At 55.9% G+C, this 21,772-nt stretch carries 18 protein-coding genes and 1 tRNA gene; 8 read left to right on the forward strand and 11 right to left on the reverse strand.

What is annotated here, in order from left to right:
- Positions 1-22 precede the first annotated feature (22 nt).
- A complete protein-coding gene (locus tag DBV39_RS12330; RefSeq protein WP_108621778.1) occupies positions 23-292 on the forward strand; it encodes a hypothetical protein in 270 nt (89 codons plus the stop codon).
- Positions 293-588: 296 nt separating this feature from the next.
- Positions 589-2,664 (forward strand): methionine--tRNA ligase, encoded by a 2,076-nt coding sequence (gene metG / locus DBV39_RS12335; protein WP_108621779.1) that lies wholly within the window; start codon positions 589-591, stop codon positions 2,662-2,664.
- A gap of 69 nt (positions 2,665-2,733) precedes the next feature.
- Here the strand turns inward: metG and DBV39_RS12340 are convergent, their stop codons facing one another.
- Complete coding sequence (locus DBV39_RS12340; RefSeq protein WP_108621780.1) at positions 2,734-3,531, reverse strand: sulfurtransferase; 798 nt, start codon at positions 3,529-3,531, stop codon at positions 2,734-2,736.
- Between the two features lie 246 nt (positions 3,532-3,777).
- The gene (kch, locus tag DBV39_RS12345; protein ID WP_159078929.1) at positions 3,778-5,028 is read right to left on the reverse strand and encodes a voltage-gated potassium channel protein; all 1,251 of its coding nucleotides are present in this window, start codon (positions 5,026-5,028) and stop codon (positions 3,778-3,780) included.
- A gap of 255 nt (positions 5,029-5,283) precedes the next feature.
- Between kch and serA the strand changes: the two genes are divergently transcribed.
- On the forward strand, positions 5,284-6,483 hold the full coding sequence (serA, locus tag DBV39_RS12350) for a phosphoglycerate dehydrogenase (protein ID WP_108621782.1): 1,200 nt from the start codon (positions 5,284-5,286) through the stop codon (positions 6,481-6,483).
- A gap of 67 nt (positions 6,484-6,550) precedes the next feature.
- Here serA and DBV39_RS12355 read toward each other — a convergent pair whose 3' ends face one another.
- The 5 genes from DBV39_RS12355 to metE all read right to left on the reverse strand — a co-directional run bounded on the left by DBV39_RS12355 (position 6,551) and on the right by metE (position 12,633).
- Positions 6,551-7,723, reverse strand: coding sequence for an IS4 family transposase (locus DBV39_RS12355; RefSeq protein ID WP_407669199.1), 1,173 nt, complete (start codon positions 7,721-7,723; stop codon positions 6,551-6,553).
- 139 nt (positions 7,724-7,862) lie between these two features.
- On the reverse strand, positions 7,863-8,363 hold the full coding sequence (locus tag DBV39_RS12360; protein WP_108621783.1) for an RrF2 family transcriptional regulator: 501 nt from the start codon (positions 8,361-8,363) through the stop codon (positions 7,863-7,865).
- A 2-nt stretch (positions 8,364-8,365) separates the two neighbouring features.
- Complete coding sequence (locus DBV39_RS12365) at positions 8,366-9,565, reverse strand: NnrS family protein (protein ID WP_108621784.1); 1,200 nt, start codon at positions 9,563-9,565, stop codon at positions 8,366-8,368.
- Positions 9,558-9,962: a group III truncated hemoglobin gene (locus tag DBV39_RS12370; protein ID WP_108621785.1), complete on the reverse strand. Its 405-nt coding sequence runs from the start codon at positions 9,960-9,962 to the stop codon at positions 9,558-9,560. The genes DBV39_RS12365 and DBV39_RS12370 overlap by 8 nt, the downstream gene beginning before the upstream one ends.
- Positions 9,963-10,212: 250 nt before the next feature.
- Complete coding sequence (metE, locus tag DBV39_RS12375; RefSeq protein ID WP_108621786.1) at positions 10,213-12,633, reverse strand: 5-methyltetrahydropteroyltriglutamate--homocysteine S-methyltransferase; 2,421 nt, start codon at positions 12,631-12,633, stop codon at positions 10,213-10,215.
- A 104-nt stretch (positions 12,634-12,737) separates the two neighbouring features.
- On the opposite strand from metE, the gene DBV39_RS12380 reads away from it, so the two are divergent.
- Both DBV39_RS12380 and DBV39_RS12385 read left to right on the forward strand, forming a co-directional pair.
- Positions 12,738-13,625: a LysR family transcriptional regulator gene (locus DBV39_RS12380; RefSeq protein WP_108621787.1), complete on the forward strand. Its 888-nt coding sequence runs from the start codon at positions 12,738-12,740 to the stop codon at positions 13,623-13,625.
- A gap of 262 nt (positions 13,626-13,887) precedes the next feature.
- Complete coding sequence (locus tag DBV39_RS12385; RefSeq protein WP_108621788.1) at positions 13,888-15,879, forward strand: acyl CoA:acetate/3-ketoacid CoA transferase; 1,992 nt, start codon at positions 13,888-13,890, stop codon at positions 15,877-15,879.
- 130 nt (positions 15,880-16,009) lie between these two features.
- Here the strand turns inward: DBV39_RS12385 and DBV39_RS12390 are convergent, their stop codons facing one another.
- The 3 genes from DBV39_RS12390 to acuI all read right to left on the reverse strand — a co-directional run bounded on the left by DBV39_RS12390 (position 16,010) and on the right by acuI (position 19,460).
- Positions 16,010-17,710, reverse strand: a complete 1,701-nt coding sequence (locus DBV39_RS12390; protein WP_227870616.1) for a carboxylesterase/lipase family protein — start codon at positions 17,708-17,710, stop codon at positions 16,010-16,012.
- Between the two features lie 55 nt (positions 17,711-17,765).
- The gene (locus tag DBV39_RS12395; protein WP_108623258.1) at positions 17,766-18,365 is read right to left on the reverse strand and encodes a peroxidase-related enzyme; all 600 of its coding nucleotides are present in this window, start codon (positions 18,363-18,365) and stop codon (positions 17,766-17,768) included.
- A gap of 111 nt (positions 18,366-18,476) precedes the next feature.
- Positions 18,477-19,460 (reverse strand): acrylyl-CoA reductase (NADPH), encoded by a 984-nt coding sequence (gene acuI, locus DBV39_RS12400; RefSeq protein ID WP_108621789.1) that lies wholly within the window; start codon positions 19,458-19,460, stop codon positions 18,477-18,479.
- A gap of 285 nt (positions 19,461-19,745) precedes the next feature.
- Here acuI and DBV39_RS19530 point away from each other — a divergent pair, with 285 nt between their 5' ends.
- Positions 19,746-19,883 (forward strand): hypothetical protein, encoded by a 138-nt coding sequence (locus DBV39_RS19530; RefSeq protein ID WP_159078930.1) that lies wholly within the window; start codon positions 19,746-19,748, stop codon positions 19,881-19,883.
- Positions 19,884-20,666: 783 nt separating this feature from the next.
- Here DBV39_RS19530 and DBV39_RS12415 read toward each other — a convergent pair.
- Positions 20,667-20,739 (reverse strand) — tRNA-Gly (locus DBV39_RS12415).
- Positions 20,740-20,797: 58 nt separating this feature from the next.
- Here DBV39_RS12415 and thiS point away from each other — a divergent pair.
- Positions 20,798-20,998: a sulfur carrier protein ThiS gene (gene thiS, locus DBV39_RS12420; protein WP_108621791.1), complete on the forward strand. Its 201-nt coding sequence runs from the start codon at positions 20,798-20,800 to the stop codon at positions 20,996-20,998.
- A gap of 5 nt (positions 20,999-21,003) precedes the next feature.
- Positions 21,004-21,693 (forward strand): tRNA (guanosine(46)-N7)-methyltransferase TrmB, encoded by a 690-nt coding sequence (trmB, locus tag DBV39_RS12425; RefSeq protein ID WP_108621792.1) that lies wholly within the window; start codon positions 21,004-21,006, stop codon positions 21,691-21,693.
- The last annotated feature ends 79 nt before the right edge of the window (positions 21,694-21,772 follow it).

The following is a 21,772-nucleotide window of genomic DNA, read 5'->3' on the forward strand; positions in this document are numbered from 1 at the left end:
AACTGGTCGTATACTTTTCTGTATGGAAACCTTGACCCGCATCTTTCGCGCTTTGGCTTTTGGACTGATCGCCATGATCGGTCTGTTCATGGCGCTTGTGTTCACATTCTCGACCATCATAGCGGTCGCGGTGCTTTATGTCGTCGCGCGCTTTCGTGGTCGCAAGTTCTCTGTTCAAGAATACTGGACGACACGCCAGACTGAACGCAAACCCGTATTCCCGACAGGGGTCCGTTCGGGCGTGCGACCACGTGACGGTGTGACTGATGTCGAGGCGCGCGACATTCCCTGACCAGCTTCAATGGCCAGGCGTCCGCTTGAGCAGACCCGGCGCAGTACCCGCCAGCGACACGAACAAAGCCATCTTCATCGGGTCGACTTTCCCGGGTAGCCTCTTTTACACAGACTTCCTGTCGCCTGCCCATCTGCAAGTGACCTGAGCCGCTGCCAGTTCCCGACTGCAAATCAGTCGCCGAATCACGACGAATCCTGATCACCAGTCGGCACTCGCCTCATCGCCCCCATCGGGTGAACGCCCTCCATGCTTTAAAATCTGTGCCTTGGCTGTCTCGCCCTGTCGGAGAATGTATGTCACGCACGCTGTTCGTCACCACCGCCCTGCCCTACGCCAATGGATCCTTCCACATTGGCCACATCATGGAGTACATCCAGGCTGACATCTGGGTCAGAGCCATGCGGATGGCCGGACACACCGTCCATTTTGTAGGCGCGGACGACACTCACGGCGCCCCCATCATGCTCAAGGCCCAGTCTGAGAACATTACGCCACAGGATCTGGTCGCCCGGTATGCTCAGGAGCGACCCACCTATCTGAATGGATTTCATATCCGTTTCGATCACTGGCACTCAACCGACTCCCCTGAGAACACGGCGTTGTCCCAGGACATCTACCGCAAACTGGTCGCTGCCGGACTGATCGAAACCAAAACCATTGAACAGTTTTACGACCCTGTGCAGGGTATGTTCCTGCCCGACCGTTATATCAAGGGCGAGTGCCCCAAATGTCATGCTAAAGATCAGTACGGCGACGCATGCGAGGTTTGCAGTGCAGTCTACGCCCCGACCGACCTGATCGCCCCCTACTCGACCATTTCAGGTGCCCGGCCAGAACTTAGAAACTCCGAGCATTTCTTTTTCAAGTTATCAGATCCTCGCTGCGTCGAGTTTCTGAAACAATGGACAAAGGGCAAGGGTCGACACGGGATCCCTCACCTGCAGCCTGAGGTGCTGGCCAAAACGCGGGAGTGGCTGGGCGACGACAGCCAGGAGGCCAAACTCGGTGACTGGGACATCTCGCGCGATGCACCGTATTTCGGTATCGAGATACCTGATGCGCCGGGCAAGTACTTTTACGTCTGGCTTGACGCGCCAGTCGGTTATCTGGCGTCACTGAAAGCCTATTGCGACTTGCGCGGTCTCGATTTCGAAAAACTGGTCAGTCCGGACAGTGAAACAGAGCAGATTCACTTCATCGGCAAGGACATCGTCTATTTTCATGCTTTGTTCTGGCCCGCCACACTGAAATTCTCCGGCCGCAAGGTGCCAGACCAGATCAACGTTCACGGATTCATTACGGTGAGCGGGGAAAAAATGTCCAAGAGTCGAGGCACCGGCATTTCTCCTCTGCGTTACCTCGAAATCGGAATGAACGCGGAGTGGCTGCGTTATTACCTGGCGGCCAAACTCAACAGCCGGGTCGAGGATATCGACTTCAACCCGGACGATTTCATTGCCCGCGTCAACAGCGACCTGGTCGGCAAGTACATCAACATCGCAAGTCGCGCAGCCAACTTCATCACACGTCATTTTGAAGGCGTGCTGGCCTACACAGGCGATCAAGGTGTGCTCAGTTTCCAGTGGCAATCTGTCGCAGACGAAGTGCGCGGGCTGATCGAAGCCAGAGAATATGGTCGGGCGATCAGGGAGATCATGGCCCAGGCCGATATCATCAATCAGGCTTTTGATACGGCTCAGCCCTGGGTACTGGCCAAAGGCATCAGTTCAGCCAGTGATGAAGACAAGGAAAGCCTGCAGGACATCTGTTCGACCGCACTGGCCGGATTCAAGGCCCTGTCCGTCATGCTCACCCCGATTCTCCCTGCCTTGTCGACCCGCATCGCGCAGGAACTGTTCGGGATGGAAAGAGACTTTGTCTGGGCTGACGCAGGCGTACTGCCGCGCACGATTGCCCCCTTCAAGCACCTGATGCAACGGGTCACTCCCGATATGGTCGACTCGCTTTTTGAGATGCCTGAAGCTGCTCCTGCGCCTGCTGTCGAGCCGGGTGGTGAAGCCATCGCGCCGACGATCACGATCGACGATTTCCTGAAAGTCGATTTGCGGGTTGCAAAGATCGTCGCATGCGAAGAGGTGGAAGGTTCTCACAAGCTGCTCAGACTGACGCTGGACGCAGGTGAAGGCAAGACCCGTCAAGTTTTTTCCGGGATCAAGTCGGCCTACAAGCCGCAAGATCTGGTCAACCGGCTCACCGTTCTGGTGGCCAACCTGGCCCCCAGAAAAATGAAGTTTGGCCTATCGGAAGGAATGGTACTCGCCGCAGGGCACGCTGATGACAAGGTGGATTCGGGCATTTATCTGCTTGATCCGGCTTCAGGTGCACAGCCCGGCATGCGCGTACGCTGATACCCTAGTCCGACCCGGAGCACGTCAGGTTGTCACACTGACCTGCTCCGTTCATTGCCATTGACCGCGTCAGGTCTTGTCCGCCTTGTCCGCCTTGTCCACCCCGGTCTCGCTTTCTTCGTGCGCCACGATCGGCTTTGGGTGCAAGCCAGGATCCAGGGTCTCACGTTCATCAAACACAAAACACGTGCCTTCAAACTCGGCTCCGCCCGTCTCCTCGAAATACTTGAGGATGCCACCTTCAAGCTGGTAAACATGATCGAGCCCGACCTCATTCATGTAAAGCGCCGCTTTCTCGCAGCGAATACCCCCCGTACAGAAGCTGATCACAGTCTTGTCCCTGATTTCATCATAGTGATCGTGGACAGCCTCCGGGAACTGGGTGAACCGATCCAGATGCCAGTGCTGGGCACCCTTGAAGGTCCCTGCCTCGATTTCGAACTCATTGCGTGTGTCGAGCAACATGACGGGACGGCCCTCATCATCTTGCCCCTGCCGGATCCAGCGCAGGGCAGTGTGTGAGTCCACGCTCGGTGCTCGCCCTTCAAATGGGTGCACCGAGGGGTGATTCATACGAATGATTTCATTCTTGATCTTGATTTTCATGCGTTTGAACGGAACCGTGTCAGACCAGCTGTACTTCACTTCTATCTCGGCAAACGGCTCGATTTCACGCAACCATGTCACAAAGTCATTGACGGCCTGCTCAGTCCCCGCCAGAAAAAGGTTGATACCTTCATGAGCCACCAGAATCGTTCCGCGCAGGTCAAGTTCGCGCGTTCGCATGAGAAAGCGCTCCTTCCACAAAGGCAGATCAGACAGCGGTGTAAACCGGTATGCAGCAATATTGAGAACGGACTGGGACATGACAATAGCTTTTAAAAGTGACGACTGTGATTTGAAGACAGGACCGTATCGTGATGGCGAGAGGTGTCTATCAGCGGTGCAAAACAAGCTGTGCCAATAAAGCTGGAGACAGGCTGACAGGCTGCTTAGATTGTAAAACGCCCCAGTCACACCGATCGATTCCGTTGGGTGACATGCTATGACACCGGCTACCAAGGCTGATTCGGCCGACGTCTATCAGGGTTGCGTCAGATTACACCCGAACACTCAGCCCCCCTTCGAAGCCCGGCTCGTTTCCATCGTCTCATCTTGATCCTGATCAACAGTGGCCGGGATCGGTTTGGCAACAAAGAGCTCGGAGATAAGATCTGCATCAAACTTTTCTCCTCTCAGGATTCTCGACAGCAGCTCGGCACTCAGCAGCTGCGGAGAAAACACAAGATCTGGTTTGACTCGACGAATCTTCTCCAGATTCTGGCTGTTGTTGACGACCGCTATTGTCCTGGCCTGAGAACCATCAATTGCTTTAACAGCCAGAACAATGAAGGCATTCTCTGCGTCCTCATCCTGCATAGCCAGCACGTTGCTCGCCTGTTTGACTCCGGCCTGTTCGAGAACCTCATCGCTGGCGGCGTCACCCTCAATCAGATCGGTCGAGGCGGGATACTCATTATGCAAGCCAGGCTTGATGATCACTGTCACTGGTTCGGCCCTTGCGATCAGACTTTTATACAGGGCCAGAGCCAGCGGCGTTGCTCCGCACAGGATCGTATGGTTCTTCTTCATGGATAGCCTCGCCTTACGCTGAATCATTGACCGGATTTTTCCCGACACAACTGGCACCAGGACTGCACCTAGTGCACTTGCGAACACCGTCACGCCCAGTAGAATCACGGAGACCACAAACATCCGGGAAGCTTCGGAAACCGGGACAATGTCACCAAATCCGACCGTAGTCATGGCCACCACCGCAAAATATACGGCATCTGGCAATGAAAGCACCTTCGGAGCAAACTCGTGCCCCAGATACAACACCCCGAGAATCGCGTACCAGAAAAGTGATACCAGACTGGAAAGCGCAAACAGTGTGGCCGCGGCCACACTGCTGCGGCCGAAAGCGCTCCAGTAATGCAGGAGAGCAAGTCCCAGAAGACCATTGTAAATACTGCTTGCGGTGAGATGGCCATCGTGCTGATAGACCGAAACCCAGATAGCGGGTGTCAACATGACCAACGTAAAAACCCAGGCAACCCTGGCTCTGGAGAGCAAGCCAAATGACATCAGCACCAGCGAGAGTGAGATCACAACCCTTGGAAGCTGCGCCAGTCCTACGGCATTCAGGACGTCGCGCCAGGAGTCCTGTGCAAACCACTCCAGATGGTCACCCTCGAGCACACTTGACACGAGCGGCCAGATGAACATGACTCCGCTAAAGAGAACGGCCACGGCTAACAGGCGGTGCGCCTGGGCATCGACTTTGCGCAAAACATGGATCAACGATCCGCCTGCGACCAACATGCTGGAATCCTCTGACGCGCCGGCGACAATTTGCTCGCCCGATCTGTTCACAATCTGAGAGTTTGAATCTCGTCAATATTATCGCCGACGCGCCGTGCAACGTCTGCAAGCAGGCCACACCCTGCGTTGCACTTGCACCGCACACCAACACATCAGATTACTGCGATCAGGGTTTCTACGTAAGCTTTCATCGGGGTGCGTCATACTAGAACACTGAAGCAAGTTACATAAAATCGCACAAAGGTCCTCAGATCCATGACACGCATCGTACTCCTGGAGAATATCCACCCCAGCGCCAGCGAAGTTTTCAGGGTGGCTGGCGAATCAGAGATCATCACACATTCTTCGGCCCTCTCAAGGGACGCTTTACTGGAGGCCGTTTCTGATGCAACGATTCTCGGCATACGGTCGCGCACTCACGTTGATCTAGCCGTGCTGCAGGCCGCAAAATCTTTACGTGCCATCGGATGCTTTTGCATCGGAACCAATCAGGTGGACGTAGACGAAGCACTGCTGCGTGGCATTCCTGTATTTAACGCCCCCTTTTCCAACACTCGGTCAGTCGCAGAACTGGTGCTCGGAGAAGCCATCCTCCTTTTACGCCGCATACCGGAAAAGAATGCACGCGTGCACCAGGGGTTCTGGGACAAGACCGCGGAGGGTGCGTTCGAAGCCCGCGGCAAGACGCTCGGGATCATCGGCTATGGCAACATTGGTTCACAGGTCGGCACGCTCGCCGAGGCAGCTGGCATGCGAGTCGTATTCCATGACGTCGAGGCCAAGCTACCGCTTGGTAATGCACGCCCCGCCGGCTCTCTCAAAAAACTGCTGAATCAATCAGACGTGGTGACCCTGCATGTGCCAGGAGGATCATCGACCAAAAACATCATCGATGCAAAAGCCTTGTCGGTAATGAAGCCTGGTTCCATACTGATCAACGCATCCAGGGGCACGGTGGTTGACATCGACGCGCTGCACGAAGCGCTCAAGGCAGATCACCTAAGCGGGGCAGCACTTGATGTTTTCCCGGCCGAGCCCAAAGGTCGCGACGAGCCGCTCGACAGCCCGCTGCGAGGCATGCAGAATGTCATCCTGACACCGCATATTGGCGGCAGTACCCAGGAGTCTCAGGAGAATATCGGTCGCGAGGTGGCGGAGAAACTGGTGCAGTTTGCACGCGCCGGCGCCACAAAAGGATCGGTCAATTTCCCGGAAATCAGCTACCGGCCCCCAGCAGGATCGGCACGCATTCTGCACACTCACAAGAACGTGCCAGGCGCTCTCGGTTCGCTGAGTAACGTCATGGCATCACACGGATTGAACATCGTTAGCCAGCACCTGCAGACAATGGGACAGATCGGTTACGTGATTTCGGATGTCGAAGGTGAAGTCGGCGCAGCTGTCATGGACGACCTGAAAGCCCAGCCTTTCACTGTTCGGTGTGACCGCGTCTGACCAGAACTAGGCTGAACCCGCCTGGTCAGGATCTGGCGCGACTTTGTGAGGAACCACTGCTGTCCGGTTAACTTTCGAATAATTTCAATTGCTTAGGAAGATCGGTTCGTTCATTCTGGTCATCAGTCTCTCGAAAGACGCATAAAAGCTGGGTTTTCTCGAAGACAGACACCGACAGAATCTGTAGCAAAGTGTAGAGTGAGGCCTCAATTTGAAGTTCCTTTTTCACAATGGCAATCAGTACGTAGGTCGAGACAGCGCACCAGATCTGCGTCTTGACCGCGTTCTCGCTGTTGCCCAGGAATTTCTTGATCCTGAGGTGTTGCTTGATCCACTTGAAGAACAGTTCGACCTGCCAGCGATTCTTGTAAAGCGTGGCAATCGTCAGGGGCGCGAGCGCAAAGTTGTTGGTCAGAAAGACCAGCGTTTTGCCCGTCGTGGGATCTTTGAACCGGATCCTTCGCAGTTGCTCTGGGTAGTGTCGTGCGGCAAGAAATCCGTTGAACACCACCGTCTGATCGCAGATGACGCCACTCTGTCGATCGGTACGCCGCGAGTAGATCCTTCGCATCCGGGTATTGGACTTGGCTCGGGTGACAAAGAACGCGCCGCGCTGATGCATCGCAAACAGACGAGCAAAGTCGAGGTAGCCGCGGTCCATGACATAGAACGAACCTGCCTCCACAGGCATGACGTCGAGCACGTTGACGTCGTGCATCTTGCCGTTGCTGATATGGATGAAAGCCGGGATGCTTCCTCGAAGATCGAGCAGTGTATGCATCTTGACCGCTGCTTTGGTCTGTCGAAAGCTGGCCCAGTCGAACAGACTCAGGCAGAGGTCGATCGTAGTGGAGTCCAGTGCATAGACTGTGTTCTTGAGATCGAGGCCGACCAGATCCGTGTCGCTGTACAGTTTGCGGGCACGTTTGATCAGCAACGCCGCAAGATCGGACCAGATGCGCCAGTCCCGAGACTCGTTGGCATCGGCCAGGGTCGAGCGACGAATGCTGTGACGAAAGCCCATACCGTAGAGCTTGCTGGGATGTGCACCGAGCGTGACTTCGATATCTCTCAGACTTTCTCGCCAGGTCAACTGCGCAAAGGCCATGACTCGAAATTGCTCTGCACAGCTCAACCGGCGAACCCGTGTGTTGCCACCGTAGCGCTCGACAATCCGGCCAAAGCTCGTCCAGGGCACGAACTCCATGAGTTGCGCAAACAAGGTCTTGCCGACGTTCATGAGCCACTCCCAAAAGGTCTACCCTTTCGAAAGTACTCAAAAATGAAGAATTCAGTTTCAAATCGGCACCAAACAAAATCGTCTCGAAAGCCGCGCCAATACTGGCTTTCACTGAAAAAATTACCGGTTTAACCGGACACTAGTGGTGAGGAACAATTCTCACAAAGCCATCTCGGCCCCTACCTGCAGAATCGGGCGGGATGTCACCAGAACCAGGCGTGGTCGGCGGCATTGTGAGTGCATCAAAGGGCAGGATATCTGCCAGTGTGAACTGATCCAGATAGTTCATGAACTGATCGAGCGCACCGCTCAGGACACCCGCCAGACGACAGCTACCAAGAAGCACGCAGTTGCTGTGACCTGCAAAACACTCCACCAGTGACAGGTCGTTCTCCGTGTCACGTATCACATCACCCAGACGGATCTGGGCGGGCGGCCTTGAAAGGCGCATACCACCGTTTTTTCCTCTGACGGTCTCAAGCCATCCAGTCTGTGCGAGGCGATGGGTAACTTTCATGAGGTGAGGTTCGGAGATCCCGTGTGCCTGCGCGATCTCGGCGATCGTGCAAAGCCTGTCCGGGTTCTGGCCAACATAGATCAGCAGCCGCATGGCATAGTCGGTGAGCGTAGTCAGGCGCATGATCAGTCTGCACGCGGCCGAATCAGTATGGGAACGAAGCGCCAGAGATAGAGCGCCATCGCAAGCATCCAGGTCACAGCTGATGCCTGCAGGGCAAACGCCGACATCGCTGACGGGAACAGGGCCCAAAGTCTGCAAACAACCGAAACGGTCACCAACACATAGCTCGCCAGCATGCTGGCGTCGAGTGCCAGAGGTCGCCCCAGGTGACCCAGCGCTGTTCGGGTGACCATACCGATGATCAATATGCCGAATCCGCCCATGCCGATCAGATGAACAAACGTCGCGGGCCGATCCAGCGTTACCGTCAAGAGCCCCACAAAATGCAAGGCAGCCACAACCAGTCCGGCAGACAGGCACGCATAACCCAGATACAGGATCCAGAGCATCGGGTTATGCAGCACGGCCCAAGGCTTCCAGCGGTATACCTGGACCAGCCCCATCAGTCCGACAATACCCAGAATGCCCCCCATCAGCACGTACTGACCTGTGAGGCCACCCAGAATGGCCAGCACTCCAAGACCAATCTGCACCTGGCCACTTCGGGTGAGCATCGGCAGATTCAGCCCATCAACCCGGCGATTTGCAAAGAATGGTATGACCCGGCGACCAATCAGCAATGCGATCACTGCCATGCAGATCAGACCCAGATTGAATCGCTGGATCAAGGCTGCGTAATCACCCTGCCAGGCTGCCAGCAGAAACAGCAGATTGATGACGCCTAGCCCTGCAACCAGATACGGCACTCCATCATTACGCCTGCTCGCAGCTTTGAGGACCACCCTCATCACACTGTGTGCTGCCACGAGAAAGAACAGCGTTTCCGCTGCAATGGCCACGTAAAACATCCACTGTGGCGAGGCCAGATAGCCCGCGCGGGCAACTATCCACAGCACCAGCAACCAGCCCAGAGGTTTGCCCTGAATCGGATTATGACCCGTCCAGGTTGCGCTGGCAGTCAGCAGAAATCCGACCGCGATCGTGACCACGAACCCCCAAAGCATTTCGTGTGCGTGCCAGGCAACACCTGTCAATTGCCCTGTCAGCCACTCAGGGGTAAATATCCAGATCGCAATCGAGACTAGTGCCCAGGCACAGCCGGCAATATAAAGCGGTCGAAATCCAAGGCTGAGAAACGCCTCCAGGCTGGGCCGGGCAGCATGAGACCTGCGAGCAGTCTGGATCTTGACGGAATCAGACATGGTCAAGATCCAGCGGAGCTGCGTTTGGAGAGCGAGAGATCTGGTAGCCAAACCACAGACTGCGCGCAATACGTCTCGCGTACTCCCTGGCACGACCTGCCATGTCCTGATTTGGCAGCTCAGACGTTGTCTGATCAAACAGATTGAGCCACCGCCTGAAAAGGTCAGCGCTCAACCCAGGCAGCGCGGCATGCCTGGGCATGGGTGTGCCGTCATAGGTTCCAGCACCGATCATGAGCGAGGACCAGAAGCTCACCATAGTCGCGAGATGACGATCCCAATCATGAATATTCTGGTTGAAGATAGGCCCCAGCACTTCGTCAACACGGATACGCTTGTAGAAAGCATGAACCATCTGGGTGATTTCTTCTGTCGTGCAAAGATCTGAACGGGACATGACGAGACCTGACAACCGGGACAAGATCCTTTCATATAACCCGCTGATCCTGGCAGTCAGTAAACTGCGGCAAACCGAGCGTATCTACGAATCTGTCCCGAAAGATTTTTAAAGATACATATCATAGTAACCTTAAAAATTCGCCTTGTCCATTTCAAAAGACACCACGTTTCAATCAGCCATTAATGCCCGCACGCTATGCTGCGATCAAGCCTTCAGAACAGACTGAATCAACACAACTCGGTCCATCTCAGTTGATGGTCACTGCAGGCCGGACATGACCAACATGCTCGACACGAACTTGCGACGCCCCGGAGCCCTCTGATGCCCGAAGCTCTCGTGCTGCATTGACCATATTCCTGAGCGCTGGCAGGACTTCTTCCCATCGCCGCGTCTTGAGGCCACAATCCGGATTGATCCAGAGTCGGTGTGAGGGAATACGCCTTGCAGCCTCCTGCATCAGTCGAACCATCTGTGACGTAGACGGCACATTCGGCGAATGGATGTCATACACACCTGGACCGATCTCGTTCGGGTAGTCGAACTGGTCAAACGCATCAAGCAACTCCATGTCAGAGCGCGAGGTCTCGATTGTGATGACGTCTGCATCCATGTTCGCGATCGCCACGATGATGTCATTGAACTCCGAATAGCACATGTGTGTATGAATCTGTGTCTGATCCTGAACGCCATTGGCTGCCAACCTGAAACACTCGACTGCCCATTGAAGATAGGCATCCCACTGTGACCGGCGCAACGGCAAACCCTCACGCAGCGCGGCCTCGTCGATCTGGATGATCCGGATGCCTGCGGCCTCAAGCTCCAGCACCTCCTGGCGGATCGCCAGTGCTATCTGCCGGCAGGTCTCGCGCCTGGGCTGATCGTCGCGCACAAACGACCAGTTGAGAATGGTCACAGGACCAGTCAGCATGCCTTTGACGGGACGGTCAGTCAACGATTGTGCGTACTGAATCCAGTCAATCGTCATAGGATGGGGACGACTGACGTCCCCATAAAGGATTGGCGGCTTGACGCAACGTGAACCATAGGACTGCACCCAGCCATGTGTTGTGAACGCATAGCCGGTCAGCTGCTCACCAAAATATTCCACCATGTCATTGCGCTCTGCCTCTCCATGCACCAGCACATCCAGACCCAGCTTCTCCTGCTCGCGTATAGCACGTTGAATCTCGCCACGAATCGCCGACTCGTACCCGACACGGTCCAGTTCTCCGGTCCGATAGGCCTTGCGCATCCGACGAATATTCGTCGTCTGCGGAAATGAGCCAATCGTTGTTGCTGGATATTTCGGCAGATCTAACCACCCGGCCTGCAGCACCGCTCGCCGTGCATAGCCATGCTGCCGTTGCCCCATTCCTGGCGTCACCGAACTCACCGCAGATCGAACTCGCGGGTTATGCACCCTGGTCGAATTACGTCGGGATTCGATCGCGTGCCGGTTAGCATCCAGAGACTCGCGCACTGCATCACGCCCGTTCGTCAGCGCGGTGCCTAGCACTCCCAACTCATCGAGCTTCTGTACAGCAAACGCAAGCCATGAGCGAATTTCCGGGTCGAGCGAGGTTTCACTGTCCAGGTCAACCGGCACATGCAGTAACGAGCACGACGGCGCGATCCAGAGCCGATCCCCGAGTCGATCAGCCAGCGGCTCAAGCCAGTCGAGCACTCCATTCAGGTCTGCTTTCCAGATGTTCCGGCCGCTGATCACACCAAGTGACAGGACTTTATGGGTCGGGAGCAAGTTCAGAAGAGGAACAAGGTCAGCACGGCTCGTCGCCACATCAACATGCAAACCGGCAACAGGCAGATGCGCAGCCAGATACTGGTTCTCGCCCAGTTGTCCGAAATAGGTCGTCAGCAACAACTTGACCCGGCTGCCCTTGAGCCCATGATAGGCCGTTTTGAACGCATGCTGCCATCGGCTGTCCAGTTCCGTGACCAGAATGGGCTCATCGACCTGCACCCATTCGACCCCCCGATCTGCCAGGCTTTCAAGCAACTGCGCGTAAACCGGCACAAGCTGATCTAGCAAGGCAAGCTTGTCGCAGCCATCTTTGGACTTTCCAAGGGAGAGATAAGTCACTGGTCCAATGATCACGGGCTTGGGATGGGTCACACCTGACTCACGGGCCTGATCGATTTGTTCCAGCAGACGTGTGGCATCCAGACTGAACTGGGTGCGCGCATCAAACTCCGGGACAATGTAGTGGTAATTCGTATCAAACCATTTGGTCATCTCACCTGCGGACACCGCATGGCAGCAGGTGACCTCCTGGACATCGTGAGTTTTGTGGTGATTGTGGCTGTCCTGACTCCTGGGCAAAGAGGGGGCATCCGCCGGGAGATCAACCGAACGACCACGAGCAACCCTGAAATAGCTGTCCAGAGAGCCGCCTTCTTGACCTTTCACCCGTGCAGGCAGGTTTCCCAGCGTGAAGCTCATGTCGAGCACCTGGTCATAGAACGAAAAATCACCAACGGGCACCCGGTCCAGGCATGACTGGGTGGCCCATCCTTCTCGGCGAACCTGCTCACCGGTGTGCAAGAGTTGCTCTCGGGTTGACTGACCTTTCCAGTAAGACTCGAGCGAGAACTTAAGTTCGCGGTTACGACCAATGCGCGGAAATCCAAGATTGTGAAGAGTGACCATGACGACTGTCCTGTCTGAAGAAACGAAACAGGCTCAATCGTAGAAGCACCTCACTCATGACGTAAAATGATCATTTTTCACCAAATAATTATTTTTACTCATATATGATTGAGCGCATCCATCTCGCTATCCTCTATGAAATCGAGTGTCAGGGCTCATTAACAGCCGCCGCAAACGCCTTATGTCTGACCCAGTCAGCGTTGAGCCACTCAATCAGAAAGCTTGAATCCCAGCTCGGCACACCGCTATGGACCAAAGACGGTCGTGGGTTACGTCTGACCCAGTCCGGGCAGTATTTGTTAGGTGTGGCACGCAGGGTCCTGCCCCAGTTGAACGTCGCGCAAGAGCAGTTGCAACAGTATGCGCGAGGTGAACGCGGCACACTCAGGATCGGCATGGAATGCCATCCTTGCTACCGGTGGCTGCTCAAGATTGTGGCGCCCTATCTGACCACCTGGCCTGACGTCGATGTTGACGTCAAACAGAAATTCCAGTTCGGCGGGATTGGTGCCCTGTTTGCCTACGAGATTGACTTGCTGGTCACACCCGACCCGCTACACAAACCCGGACTGTTGTTCGCACCCGTGTTCGACTACGAACAGGTGCTGGTTGTGGCGCACGCTCATCCACTGGCCGCTCGTGACTTTATTGAGCCCGGAGAACTGCTATCGCAAACACTCATTACCTATCCGGTCACTCCCGAGCGACTCGATGTGTTCGCGCAGTTCCTGACGCCAGCCGGCGTCTCGCCACGGCGGCACAAGACCATCGAAACCACCGACATTATGTTGCAGATGGTTGCCAGTCAGCGCGGCGTCGCGGCCCTGCCTAGATGGCTGGCTGAAGAGTTCGCCTCGAAACTTGACATCACCACAGTCAGACTTGGCCAATCTGGCATCTCGAAGCAAATCCACCTGGGCGCTCGCGAAGAGGATATGCAGACGCCCTATCTGCAAGCCTTCATCGAGCTGGCTCGCCGGCACCAGATCTGACCTGTGCACCACGATTCCCTGGATCGCGCGACCAGGTGAACCGATGCGTGCGTTTCTTCATGCAAAAAATGGAATAGACTGCTAAAAAAAACGGAGCACGAGCGAATTCGCCCGTGCATTCTTTGCAGACTGGAGACGACATCATGCACCTGGGCACATCGTTTATTTCAAATCAACCTCATCCCTGCATCAGCATTGCGACAATGCCTGTCCGCATGGGCGTGTCCGCCAATGTGATACTCCACTAAGCGAGGAGAGCACTATGGCCCTTTCTCCTCGTGCGTCAACCAAACCTTTTGAAACTCGGGACCGCGGCAAGCTGGTTCACGCAACCGAAGCCGTTCGTCTGATTCATCGTGGCGACACCGTTGCGACGGGCGGTTTTGTTGGAATCGGATTCCCAGAAGCTGTTGCCACCGCGCTGGAATCGCTTTACCTTGACCCCGACACCCCTGCCCATAAAAAACCAGCTGAGCTAACTCTGCTGTACGCCGCAGGCCAGGGCGACGGCAAGGAACAGGGGTTGAACCGCCTCGGTCATCCGGGACTCGTGCGGCGCGCAATCGGTGGACACTGGGGCCTGGTGCCCCGACTGCAAAAACTTGCTCTGGACAATGAGATCGAGGCCTACAACCTGCCGCAAGGTGTCATCACGCACCTGTTCCGGGATATCGCAGCGGGCAAACCTGGCCATCTGAGCAGGATTGGACTCGGCACATTCGTCGACCCCCGGTTTGGTGGCGGCAAGCTCAACGCACGCACCCAGAAGGATCTGGTCACGCTCATGCCAGTCAATGGTGAGGAGTATCTGTTCTACACAGCGCTTCCTATCGACGTGGCGATCGTGCGCGGCACCACAGCGGACCCTGACGGTAATATCACCATGGAGCGTGAAGCGCTGACGCTAGAAATGCTCTCGCTGGCCATGGCTGCACGCAACAGTGACGGATTGGTGATCGCCCAGGTTGAACGCATGGCTGCGAAGGGATCTCTCAACCCGCGCCAGGTCAAGATACCCGGGATTCTCGTTGACTGCGTTGTAGTGGCACCACCCGAACAGCATCAGCAGACGTTTGCCACCCGATACAACCCGGCTTTCGCTGGCGAACTGCGCATTCCGGAAGGCGGTGATGCACCCATGCCTCTGAATTTGCGCAAAGTGATTGCGCGGCGTGCCGCCATGGAGCTTCGAGCAGGCAGCGTCGTGAATCTTGGCATCGGCATGCCAGAGGGTGTGGCGGCAGTTGCAGACGAGGAGAAAATCGCTGATCTGTTCACACTCACGGCCGAACCCGGTGTCATTGGTGGTGTGCCTGCCGGCGGACTGGACTTTGGCGCTGCGGTCAACGCCCAGGCGATCATTGATCAACCCTACCAGTTCGACTTTTATGATGGAGGGGGTCTAGACGTTGCCGTACTTGGACTCGCGCAGGCCGATGCGCAAGGTAACGTCAACGTCTCGAAGTTTGGTCCCCGTCTCGCCGGTGCCGGTGGATTCATCAACATCAGCCAGAGCGCCAGGAAAGTCGTCTACACCGGGACATTTCTGAGCGGAAAGTGTGAGATTGATGTTGCACCGCAGGGGCTTCAGATCAAGCGCGATGCGAGCCAGCGCAAGTTTGTAGAAGAAGTTGAACATCGAACGTTCTCAGGATCGCACGCGGCAGCCCAAGGCAAGGAAGTGCTCTACATCACCGAACGCTGCGTGTTCGAGCTCAGAAAAGAGGGGTTGGTTCTGACTGAAATTGCACCAGGTATCGATCTTGAACGTGACGTTCTGGCGCACATGGCGTTTCGCCCGGTCATCGAAGGCCCCCGGCTCATGGACGCCCGGATTTTCAGGCCTGAGTTGATGGAGTTACGCAAGAGCCTGGTGAACCTGCCATTCGAGGCCCGGTTTGCCTACGATGACGCCAATAACGTGATGTACCTGAACTTCGAAGGCCTGGAGATCAGGACCGTTCAGGAGATCGAAGACATTCGAGCCATGGTTAAAAAGCGGTGTGAACCTGTTGCGCAGCAAGGCAGGCAAGTCCAGGCGATCGTGAACTACGAAGGATTCTGGCTCGACCGTGACCTGGAAGATGAATACACCGACATGGTCCGGGACTGTGTGGAACGGTACTACTCCAGCGTGACGCGTTTTACGACCAGCGCCTTCATGCGAGCCAAGTTGGGCGAAGCGTTATCCAGGCGCAAGCTCGCGCCCCACATCTTTGAAACCCGGGACGAAGCGCTGCACAATCTGAATTGATATCCACGTCCCGATCACTAGTTGCAGATCAAGGCGCAACCGGAGCTAATGGAACTATCCAGGACTACCGGACCCATTTATGAATTTCGAGAATCGCCGTCACCCGGTCTGCCTGGGTGCGGCGGTTGCACTACCTGGGCCCCGAAAACGAAGCTGGATACAGTTTCTTCCAGAACCCACACTGGTACTCAGACTCGGGATCAAACATCGCAATCTGCCCGGGCCCAACCCGCATGGATTGTTGTGAGACATTGAAAGGCAGCCACTGCGGCAGACCATCGCTAACGGGAATGCCTGTTCTCATGAAACTGGCCCACGACTTGACCACATCATCGGCCACTTGTTGCGAGGCCAGGGAGAGATCCGGCGCATTCATCCGGCTCGTATTGGAAAAATTCGGAAAGAAGTAGTTCAGATCGGACGAGTGCACAGCCCCAAGTTCAAACCCCGGGTCAGGTTTAGCCGGGATGGAAACCCCGAGAACCGGAACAGTGCGATCGGCAAACTCCATCTTGAATATGGGGAGGTGCCGCGACAGCAGCCTTGCTGTATCGACATACTGACAATGATTGAGTCCGACACCCGGATGAAAGTCTGTGTTGACCGACCCTAACGCTGCGGCAGCAGATGATTCTCGATCGGCCGGATACCGCTCGAGAACAGCCTGCGCATGATCGCCATACACGGCACGCAAGTGATCCAGGTAATTCTCATGCGTAATGACATCACCTGCCTGCACGGCGTATCCGACATAGAGCCGCAGCTCATCCCGGGTACCGCTATAAAGCAACGGAATCGGCAAGACCTTGCCAGACTCAAGCGACTCAAGCCCCTGCCGTGGCAGCGTCCGGGTACCGTAGACCGGCGCAAACGCAGCCAGATCCGACCCTGCAATACGGTCTCCAGCTTGCATCAACGCGTTGGCATCCTTGCCTCGCAGGCATTCGAGCACATCCGTACCTTTCGCACAGCCCGCTTCGCGTGCCACCTGCTCTCCAAATGAACCCCATTGTTCAGCACTGCGCAATCCGAACGAACATGCCGCGCTGGTGATGATGGCCTTGTGAAATAGCCCTTGTGTTCTCTCTGGTGTCATCAGATGCATGCAGACGGATGCGCCGCCCGCTGACTCGCCCGCAAGGGTGATGTTGTCCGGATCGCCACCAAACTCAGAAATATTGTCCTGAACCCACTTCATCGCAAGAAGCTGGTCCTCAAGTGCGTACCCACCGTTGTGCTCGGCATCAAATGCCGGATGGGGCATGAATCCGAATACGCCGAGACGGTAGTTGAATGAAACGACAACTGCATTTGCATCTCGGGCGAGTCGGTCAAGCCGATACAGTGAGCCGGACCCGCCTACAAACGCCCCGCCATGTATCCACACGAGCACAGGCAATGTTTGCTCACGCAAAGGAACATCAGGCTGGAACGGACGCGAAATGTTCAAGGTCAGACAGTCCTCGGCCTCACTCGCCTCGGTCAGGTTGTATCGCGCAAGCTGTGCGCACGCGGGCTTGAAGTGGGCTGCATCCAGCACACCCCTCCAAGGGGGTGCCGGTTGAGCAAGCGTCCACCGCCGCTCACCCGCAACGGAGTCTCCAAACGGAATCCCCCGAAAAGCCAGCACATCTTGTGCACCCGGCATCCCGGGCGCCCTGCCTTGCAGCACACCCTGCACCTTGCCAGCCGCAGTCTGAACGACCGGACCTGGAGACTCTGCCAGTGCCGGCGACACGATAGAGACATTCATTCCTGCTGCCAGTAGCCACACACTGGCCAGCAGCCTGAGCGATCTGCCAGACCCTTTCAACCGTCGTCCCATACTCATGAAGTCACACTCGCCAGGCCTGTCGATTTGTCGTTGATGTCACGCCCCGACCACCTTAACGGCCAAGCGCATAAAACTCGCTGTTCGGGCGCATGCTGCTTACGTTGGCAATCCGGTTGGACATTCCGAAGAATGCCGAAATCCCCATGATGTCCCAGATATCATCATCATTAAAGCCATGCACCTTGAGCCCCTCAAAATCCGATTCATCCACCAGATGGGCACTCTGCGAAACCTTCATCGCAAAATCCAGCATGGCTTTTTGACGCTCGGTTATATCTGCCTTGCGGTAATTGGAAGCGACCTGATCGGCAATCAACGGGTTCTTGGCCCGTATCCGCAAAATCGCACCGTGGGCGATCACACAGTACTGACATTGATTCACGCTACTGGTCGCCACCACAATCATCTCACGTTCAGCCTTGGAGAGATTGCCGGGACGCTCCATCAAGGCATCATGATAGGCAAAGAAGGCACGAAACTCGTCCGGACGATGCGCCAGCGTGAGAAACACATTGGGAATGAAACCCGACTTCTCCTGCACCTTGAGTATCCGTTGCCTGATATCTTCTGGCATCTCGTTGAGTTCAGGAACGTGAAACCGGCTCACCGGCTGCTCGGGCTGTTCGTCTGACGACTTGTCTTTATCGGTCATTGCATTCTCCACGACCATCCTCAAGTGATGGCCAGTTAATGATTACTCTGCTCCACTCGTGCCGTACGGACGCACCGCGCAGTGTCCTGCTGGATGTCTGATACAGCAGGATCATCGATTGACGTCCACCACCAACCGCCCCCTGATCTTGCCTTCCAGCAACTGCGTTGCCAGATCGATCGCATCAGCCAGGCCGACTTCCTTGCAGATGCTATCCAGTTTCCGAACATCCAGATCGGTTGCGAGCCGGGCCCAGGCCTGAATGCGATCGTCTCGCGGACACATGACGCTATCAATACCAGCCAGCGTGACGTTACGTAGGATGAACGGCGCAACCGTTGCAGGCAAGTCCATTCCTGCAGCAAGCCCACACGCTGTCACAACACCACGGTAACGCATGGTGGCGCAGATGTTGGCAAGCGTATGACTGCCAACGGTGTCAATCGCCCCCGCCCACCGCTCTTTACCTAACGGTTTGCCCGGAGAAGAAAAGTCTTCACGCGACAGTACATGACTGGCGCCCAGTCCTTTAAGATAGGGCTCCTCCTCCGTGCGCCCTGTAACGGCCACCACCTCGTAGCCAAGTTTGCTCAGGACAGCGACCGCCACACTGCCTACGCCACCCGATGCACCGGTGACGACGATCTCACCCTGATCGGGCCTGACGCCGTGTCGCTCAAGGGCAAGAATGCAAAGCATGGCGGTGTATCCGGCGGTTCCGATAGCCATTGCCTGCTTCAGACTGAAAGCATCCGGGACGGGGATCAGCCAGTCACCCTTTAACCGTGCCCTCTGAGCCAGCCCACCCCAGTGGGTCTCGCCGACGCCCCAGCCATTCAAAAGCACCTTGTCACCTGGCTTGTATCGAGGATGTGAGGAGCTTTGCACGACGCCAGCAAGATCAATGCCGGGGACCATGGGAAATCTTCTGACGACTGGAGCTTTGCCAGTGATCGCGAGTCCGTCTTTGTAATTGAGCGTTGAATAGGCAACATCAACGGTCACATCACTGTCCGGCAACCGGGTGTCATCAAGCATGGTCAGTGACGCACCATATCCCTGCTCGTTCTTGTCAATCAATATCGCTCTGAACATCGCCAATTCCTATCCAAGTGTTGGACCATGACCTGGGTTGACGATGGCACAGCCCCGAAACCCAGGCACTGTGGTGCGACTGACAGCCGATACTCGCACGCTGATGAACTCGACACACACCTCACTAAGAATTCTGCACTAGCGGCGCATCAGGAAGCAATCGGTACAAATGCCGACACGAATGACACGACTAACACGATCAACTGCCAGCACCCTGCTTCCTTCCGAGGCTTCAATACTTATGGCGATCAAAACGCAACCCATTCAACCCATCCCAGGCACGATATGAACACCAATACACTCTGCCAGATCGATGAACTGAAGATCACGCTGGACCTGAACAGCGCAATGTACCTACCCGGCCAATTTATCCTTGCTGAAGCACTTGAAGCCGGCAGCGTGCTGAACGCCATGAAAGACTGACTCCCTCACGCACTCTACCGTCAAGCCATCACGCAGAGCAGGGATTGACTGGCTTCTCACGCTCGTCCTTGATCGGAATGAACCGGGCATTGCCATGTACGCCGGGGTTACACCGATCGGGCAGATACGTGCACTGGTGCCAGCAGTGCGACACCGTGTCCCTTGAGAGCAACGTGAGCGTGCCATGCAACCTGTCTGGAGGGACTGGCGTGTAAAAAAAGTCCCGGCGGGTAAATGTTTCACGGTGCCCCCTCCACACCCGTTTCCGTGACGCTTTGCTCACGCATGGGCAGCATCCTGAAACTCGCCCACAGCCGCTGCGATCACCGGCGTGGGAGTTGATGTCACTAGATTCTCTGGTCGTATTTCTCCCAGGCAACTGTTCTCAGAACGGAACCAGTAGGCCATACCCCCGGAATCTTTATGGCCTTCAAACGACCCGGAGATCCTGGCAAGCGCACTCACTGGTCTGAAACCTGTATCGCGATCCAGTCCGTAGCCCGGAAAAATAGTCCACACCCTGGTTAATGGCGAAGATGAGCCCCTGCTTTCTCCATTTACTGAGCCGATCGCCGGGACTACGGGTGCTCAGTCCGGTAACTTGCGCAACCTCAGGCGCAGTCAGCCACTCACCACTTTCCAAAGAGCCTGAAGGGTCATGTTCTGATGGGCCGCTATAAGCAAAAGGACGCCTACGACACTTACTACTGCGTGCGGGACAACTTCGAGGCTGGTCCGACCGGTCAACCGGCCTCAGGCAACTGTGGAGCAGACAAGGGGACATGGAGCGGTGATGGGAATCGAACCCACGCCTGAGGCTTGGGAAGCCGCCGTTCTACCATTGAACGACACCCGCGCAAGATCTTTATTACAGGATCAACAACCAGCGCACAGGCAAGGCTAAAATACACCCTATGCAAATACAACTGAATGGCCATACTACGACGGTTGAAACTGGCTCGACCGTACTGGATCTCCTCGCCAGACTGGACCTGACCGGCAAACGGGTGGCAGTCGAGATCAACCGGCAAATCGTCCCCAGAAGCCAGCACGCTAATCACACCGTTCAGGAGAATGATGTCGTGGAAGTGGTTGTCGCCGTCGGTGGAGGCTGATACCCATGCAATCAACACATATCCGTAGCTTCGTTCACCGGCGCGGACACATTACTCAGGGACAGCGTCAGGCACTCGAGACGCTTGCGCCGCAGTGGGTTATACCGCTCAAGGCAACCAGCCTGAACTATGAGAAAGCATTCGATCGCTCGGCACCCGTCATCCTGGAAATCGGGTTTGGCATGGGAGAGACCACGGCAACCATCGCAAGCAACCAGCCTGACCATAACTTCCTGGGTGTGGAGGTCTTTAACGCGGGGGTCGGCAAACTTCTGACCAGGATTGAAGAGCAATCGCTTCAAAACATACGCATCATTCAGCATGACGCGGTCGAGGTGCTTCAGACAATGATTTCGCCAGGCAGCCTGGCAGGCGTACACATTTTCTTTCCTGATCCCTGGCCCAAAAAACGCCACCACAAGCGCAGACTGATCCAGCCTCCGTTCATCGAATTACTGGCAAGCCGAATCGCACCTGGCGGCTATCTGCATTGCGCCACAGACTGGGAACATTACGCTCATCAAATGCTGGAAGTGCTGAATGCCAGCCCGCTAATCGACAACACTTGCGAGGGATTTTGCCCCCGGCCAGAGCACAGACCGCTCACCAAGTTCGAAGCCCGTGGATTAAGACTCGGGCATGGCGTGTTTGATCTGGTTTTCAAACGCAACGAAGAACCCGCCCCGAAAGACTGAGCCCAATCGCCAATCAAGCGTCCTGTCCGAGCCAATCCGACGTTCATATAAAAGAGCGGCCAGACTTTTGAGGTCTGGC

Source organism: Orrella marina (genome assembly GCF_003058465.1).
GTDB classification, from domain to species: Bacteria; Pseudomonadota; Gammaproteobacteria; order Burkholderiales; family Burkholderiaceae_B; genus Algicoccus; species Algicoccus marinus.

Bases quoted from the DNA above. Each gene is read 5' to 3' on its own strand.
- DBV39_RS12330 (WP_108621778.1), top strand. From the start codon at position 23: ATGGAAACCTTGACCCGCATCTTTCGCGCTTTGGCTTTTGGACTGATC.
- metG (WP_108621779.1), top strand. From the start codon at position 589: ATGTCACGCACGCTGTTCGTCACCACCGCCCTGCCCTACGCCAATGGA.
- DBV39_RS12340 (WP_108621780.1), bottom strand. From the start codon at position 3,531: ATGTCCCAGTCCGTTCTCAATATTGCTGCATACCGGTTTACACCGCTG.
- kch (WP_159078929.1), bottom strand. From the start codon at position 5,028: ATGTTGGTCGCAGGCGGATCGTTGATCCATGTTTTGCGCAAAGTCGAT.
- serA (WP_108621782.1), top strand. From the start codon at position 5,284: ATGACACGCATCGTACTCCTGGAGAATATCCACCCCAGCGCCAGCGAA.
- DBV39_RS12355 (WP_407669199.1), bottom strand. From the start codon at position 7,723: ATGAACGTCGGCAAGACCTTGTTTGCGCAACTCATGGAGTTCGTGCCC.
- DBV39_RS12360 (WP_108621783.1), bottom strand. From the start codon at position 8,363: ATGCGCCTGACTACGCTCACCGACTATGCCATGCGGCTGCTGATCTAT.
- DBV39_RS12365 (WP_108621784.1), bottom strand. From the start codon at position 9,565: ATGTCTGATTCCGTCAAGATCCAGACTGCTCGCAGGTCTCATGCTGCC.
- DBV39_RS12370 (WP_108621785.1), bottom strand. From the start codon at position 9,962: ATGTCCCGTTCAGATCTTTGCACGACAGAAGAAATCACCCAGATGGTT.
- metE (WP_108621786.1), bottom strand. From the start codon at position 12,633: ATGGTCACTCTTCACAATCTTGGATTTCCGCGCATTGGTCGTAACCGC.
- DBV39_RS12380 (WP_108621787.1), top strand. From the start codon at position 12,738: ATGATTGAGCGCATCCATCTCGCTATCCTCTATGAAATCGAGTGTCAG.
- DBV39_RS12385 (WP_108621788.1), top strand. From the start codon at position 13,888: ATGGCCCTTTCTCCTCGTGCGTCAACCAAACCTTTTGAAACTCGGGAC.
- DBV39_RS12390 (WP_227870616.1), bottom strand. From the start codon at position 17,710: ATGAGTATGGGACGACGGTTGAAAGGGTCTGGCAGATCGCTCAGGCTG.
- DBV39_RS12395 (WP_108623258.1), bottom strand. From the start codon at position 18,365: ATGACCGATAAAGACAAGTCGTCAGACGAACAGCCCGAGCAGCCGGTG.
- acuI (WP_108621789.1), bottom strand. From the start codon at position 19,460: ATGTTCAGAGCGATATTGATTGACAAGAACGAGCAGGGATATGGTGCG.
- DBV39_RS19530 (WP_159078930.1), top strand. From the start codon at position 19,746: ATGAACACCAATACACTCTGCCAGATCGATGAACTGAAGATCACGCTG.
- thiS (WP_108621791.1), top strand. From the start codon at position 20,798: ATGCAAATACAACTGAATGGCCATACTACGACGGTTGAAACTGGCTCG.
- trmB (WP_108621792.1), top strand. From the start codon at position 21,004: ATGCAATCAACACATATCCGTAGCTTCGTTCACCGGCGCGGACACATT.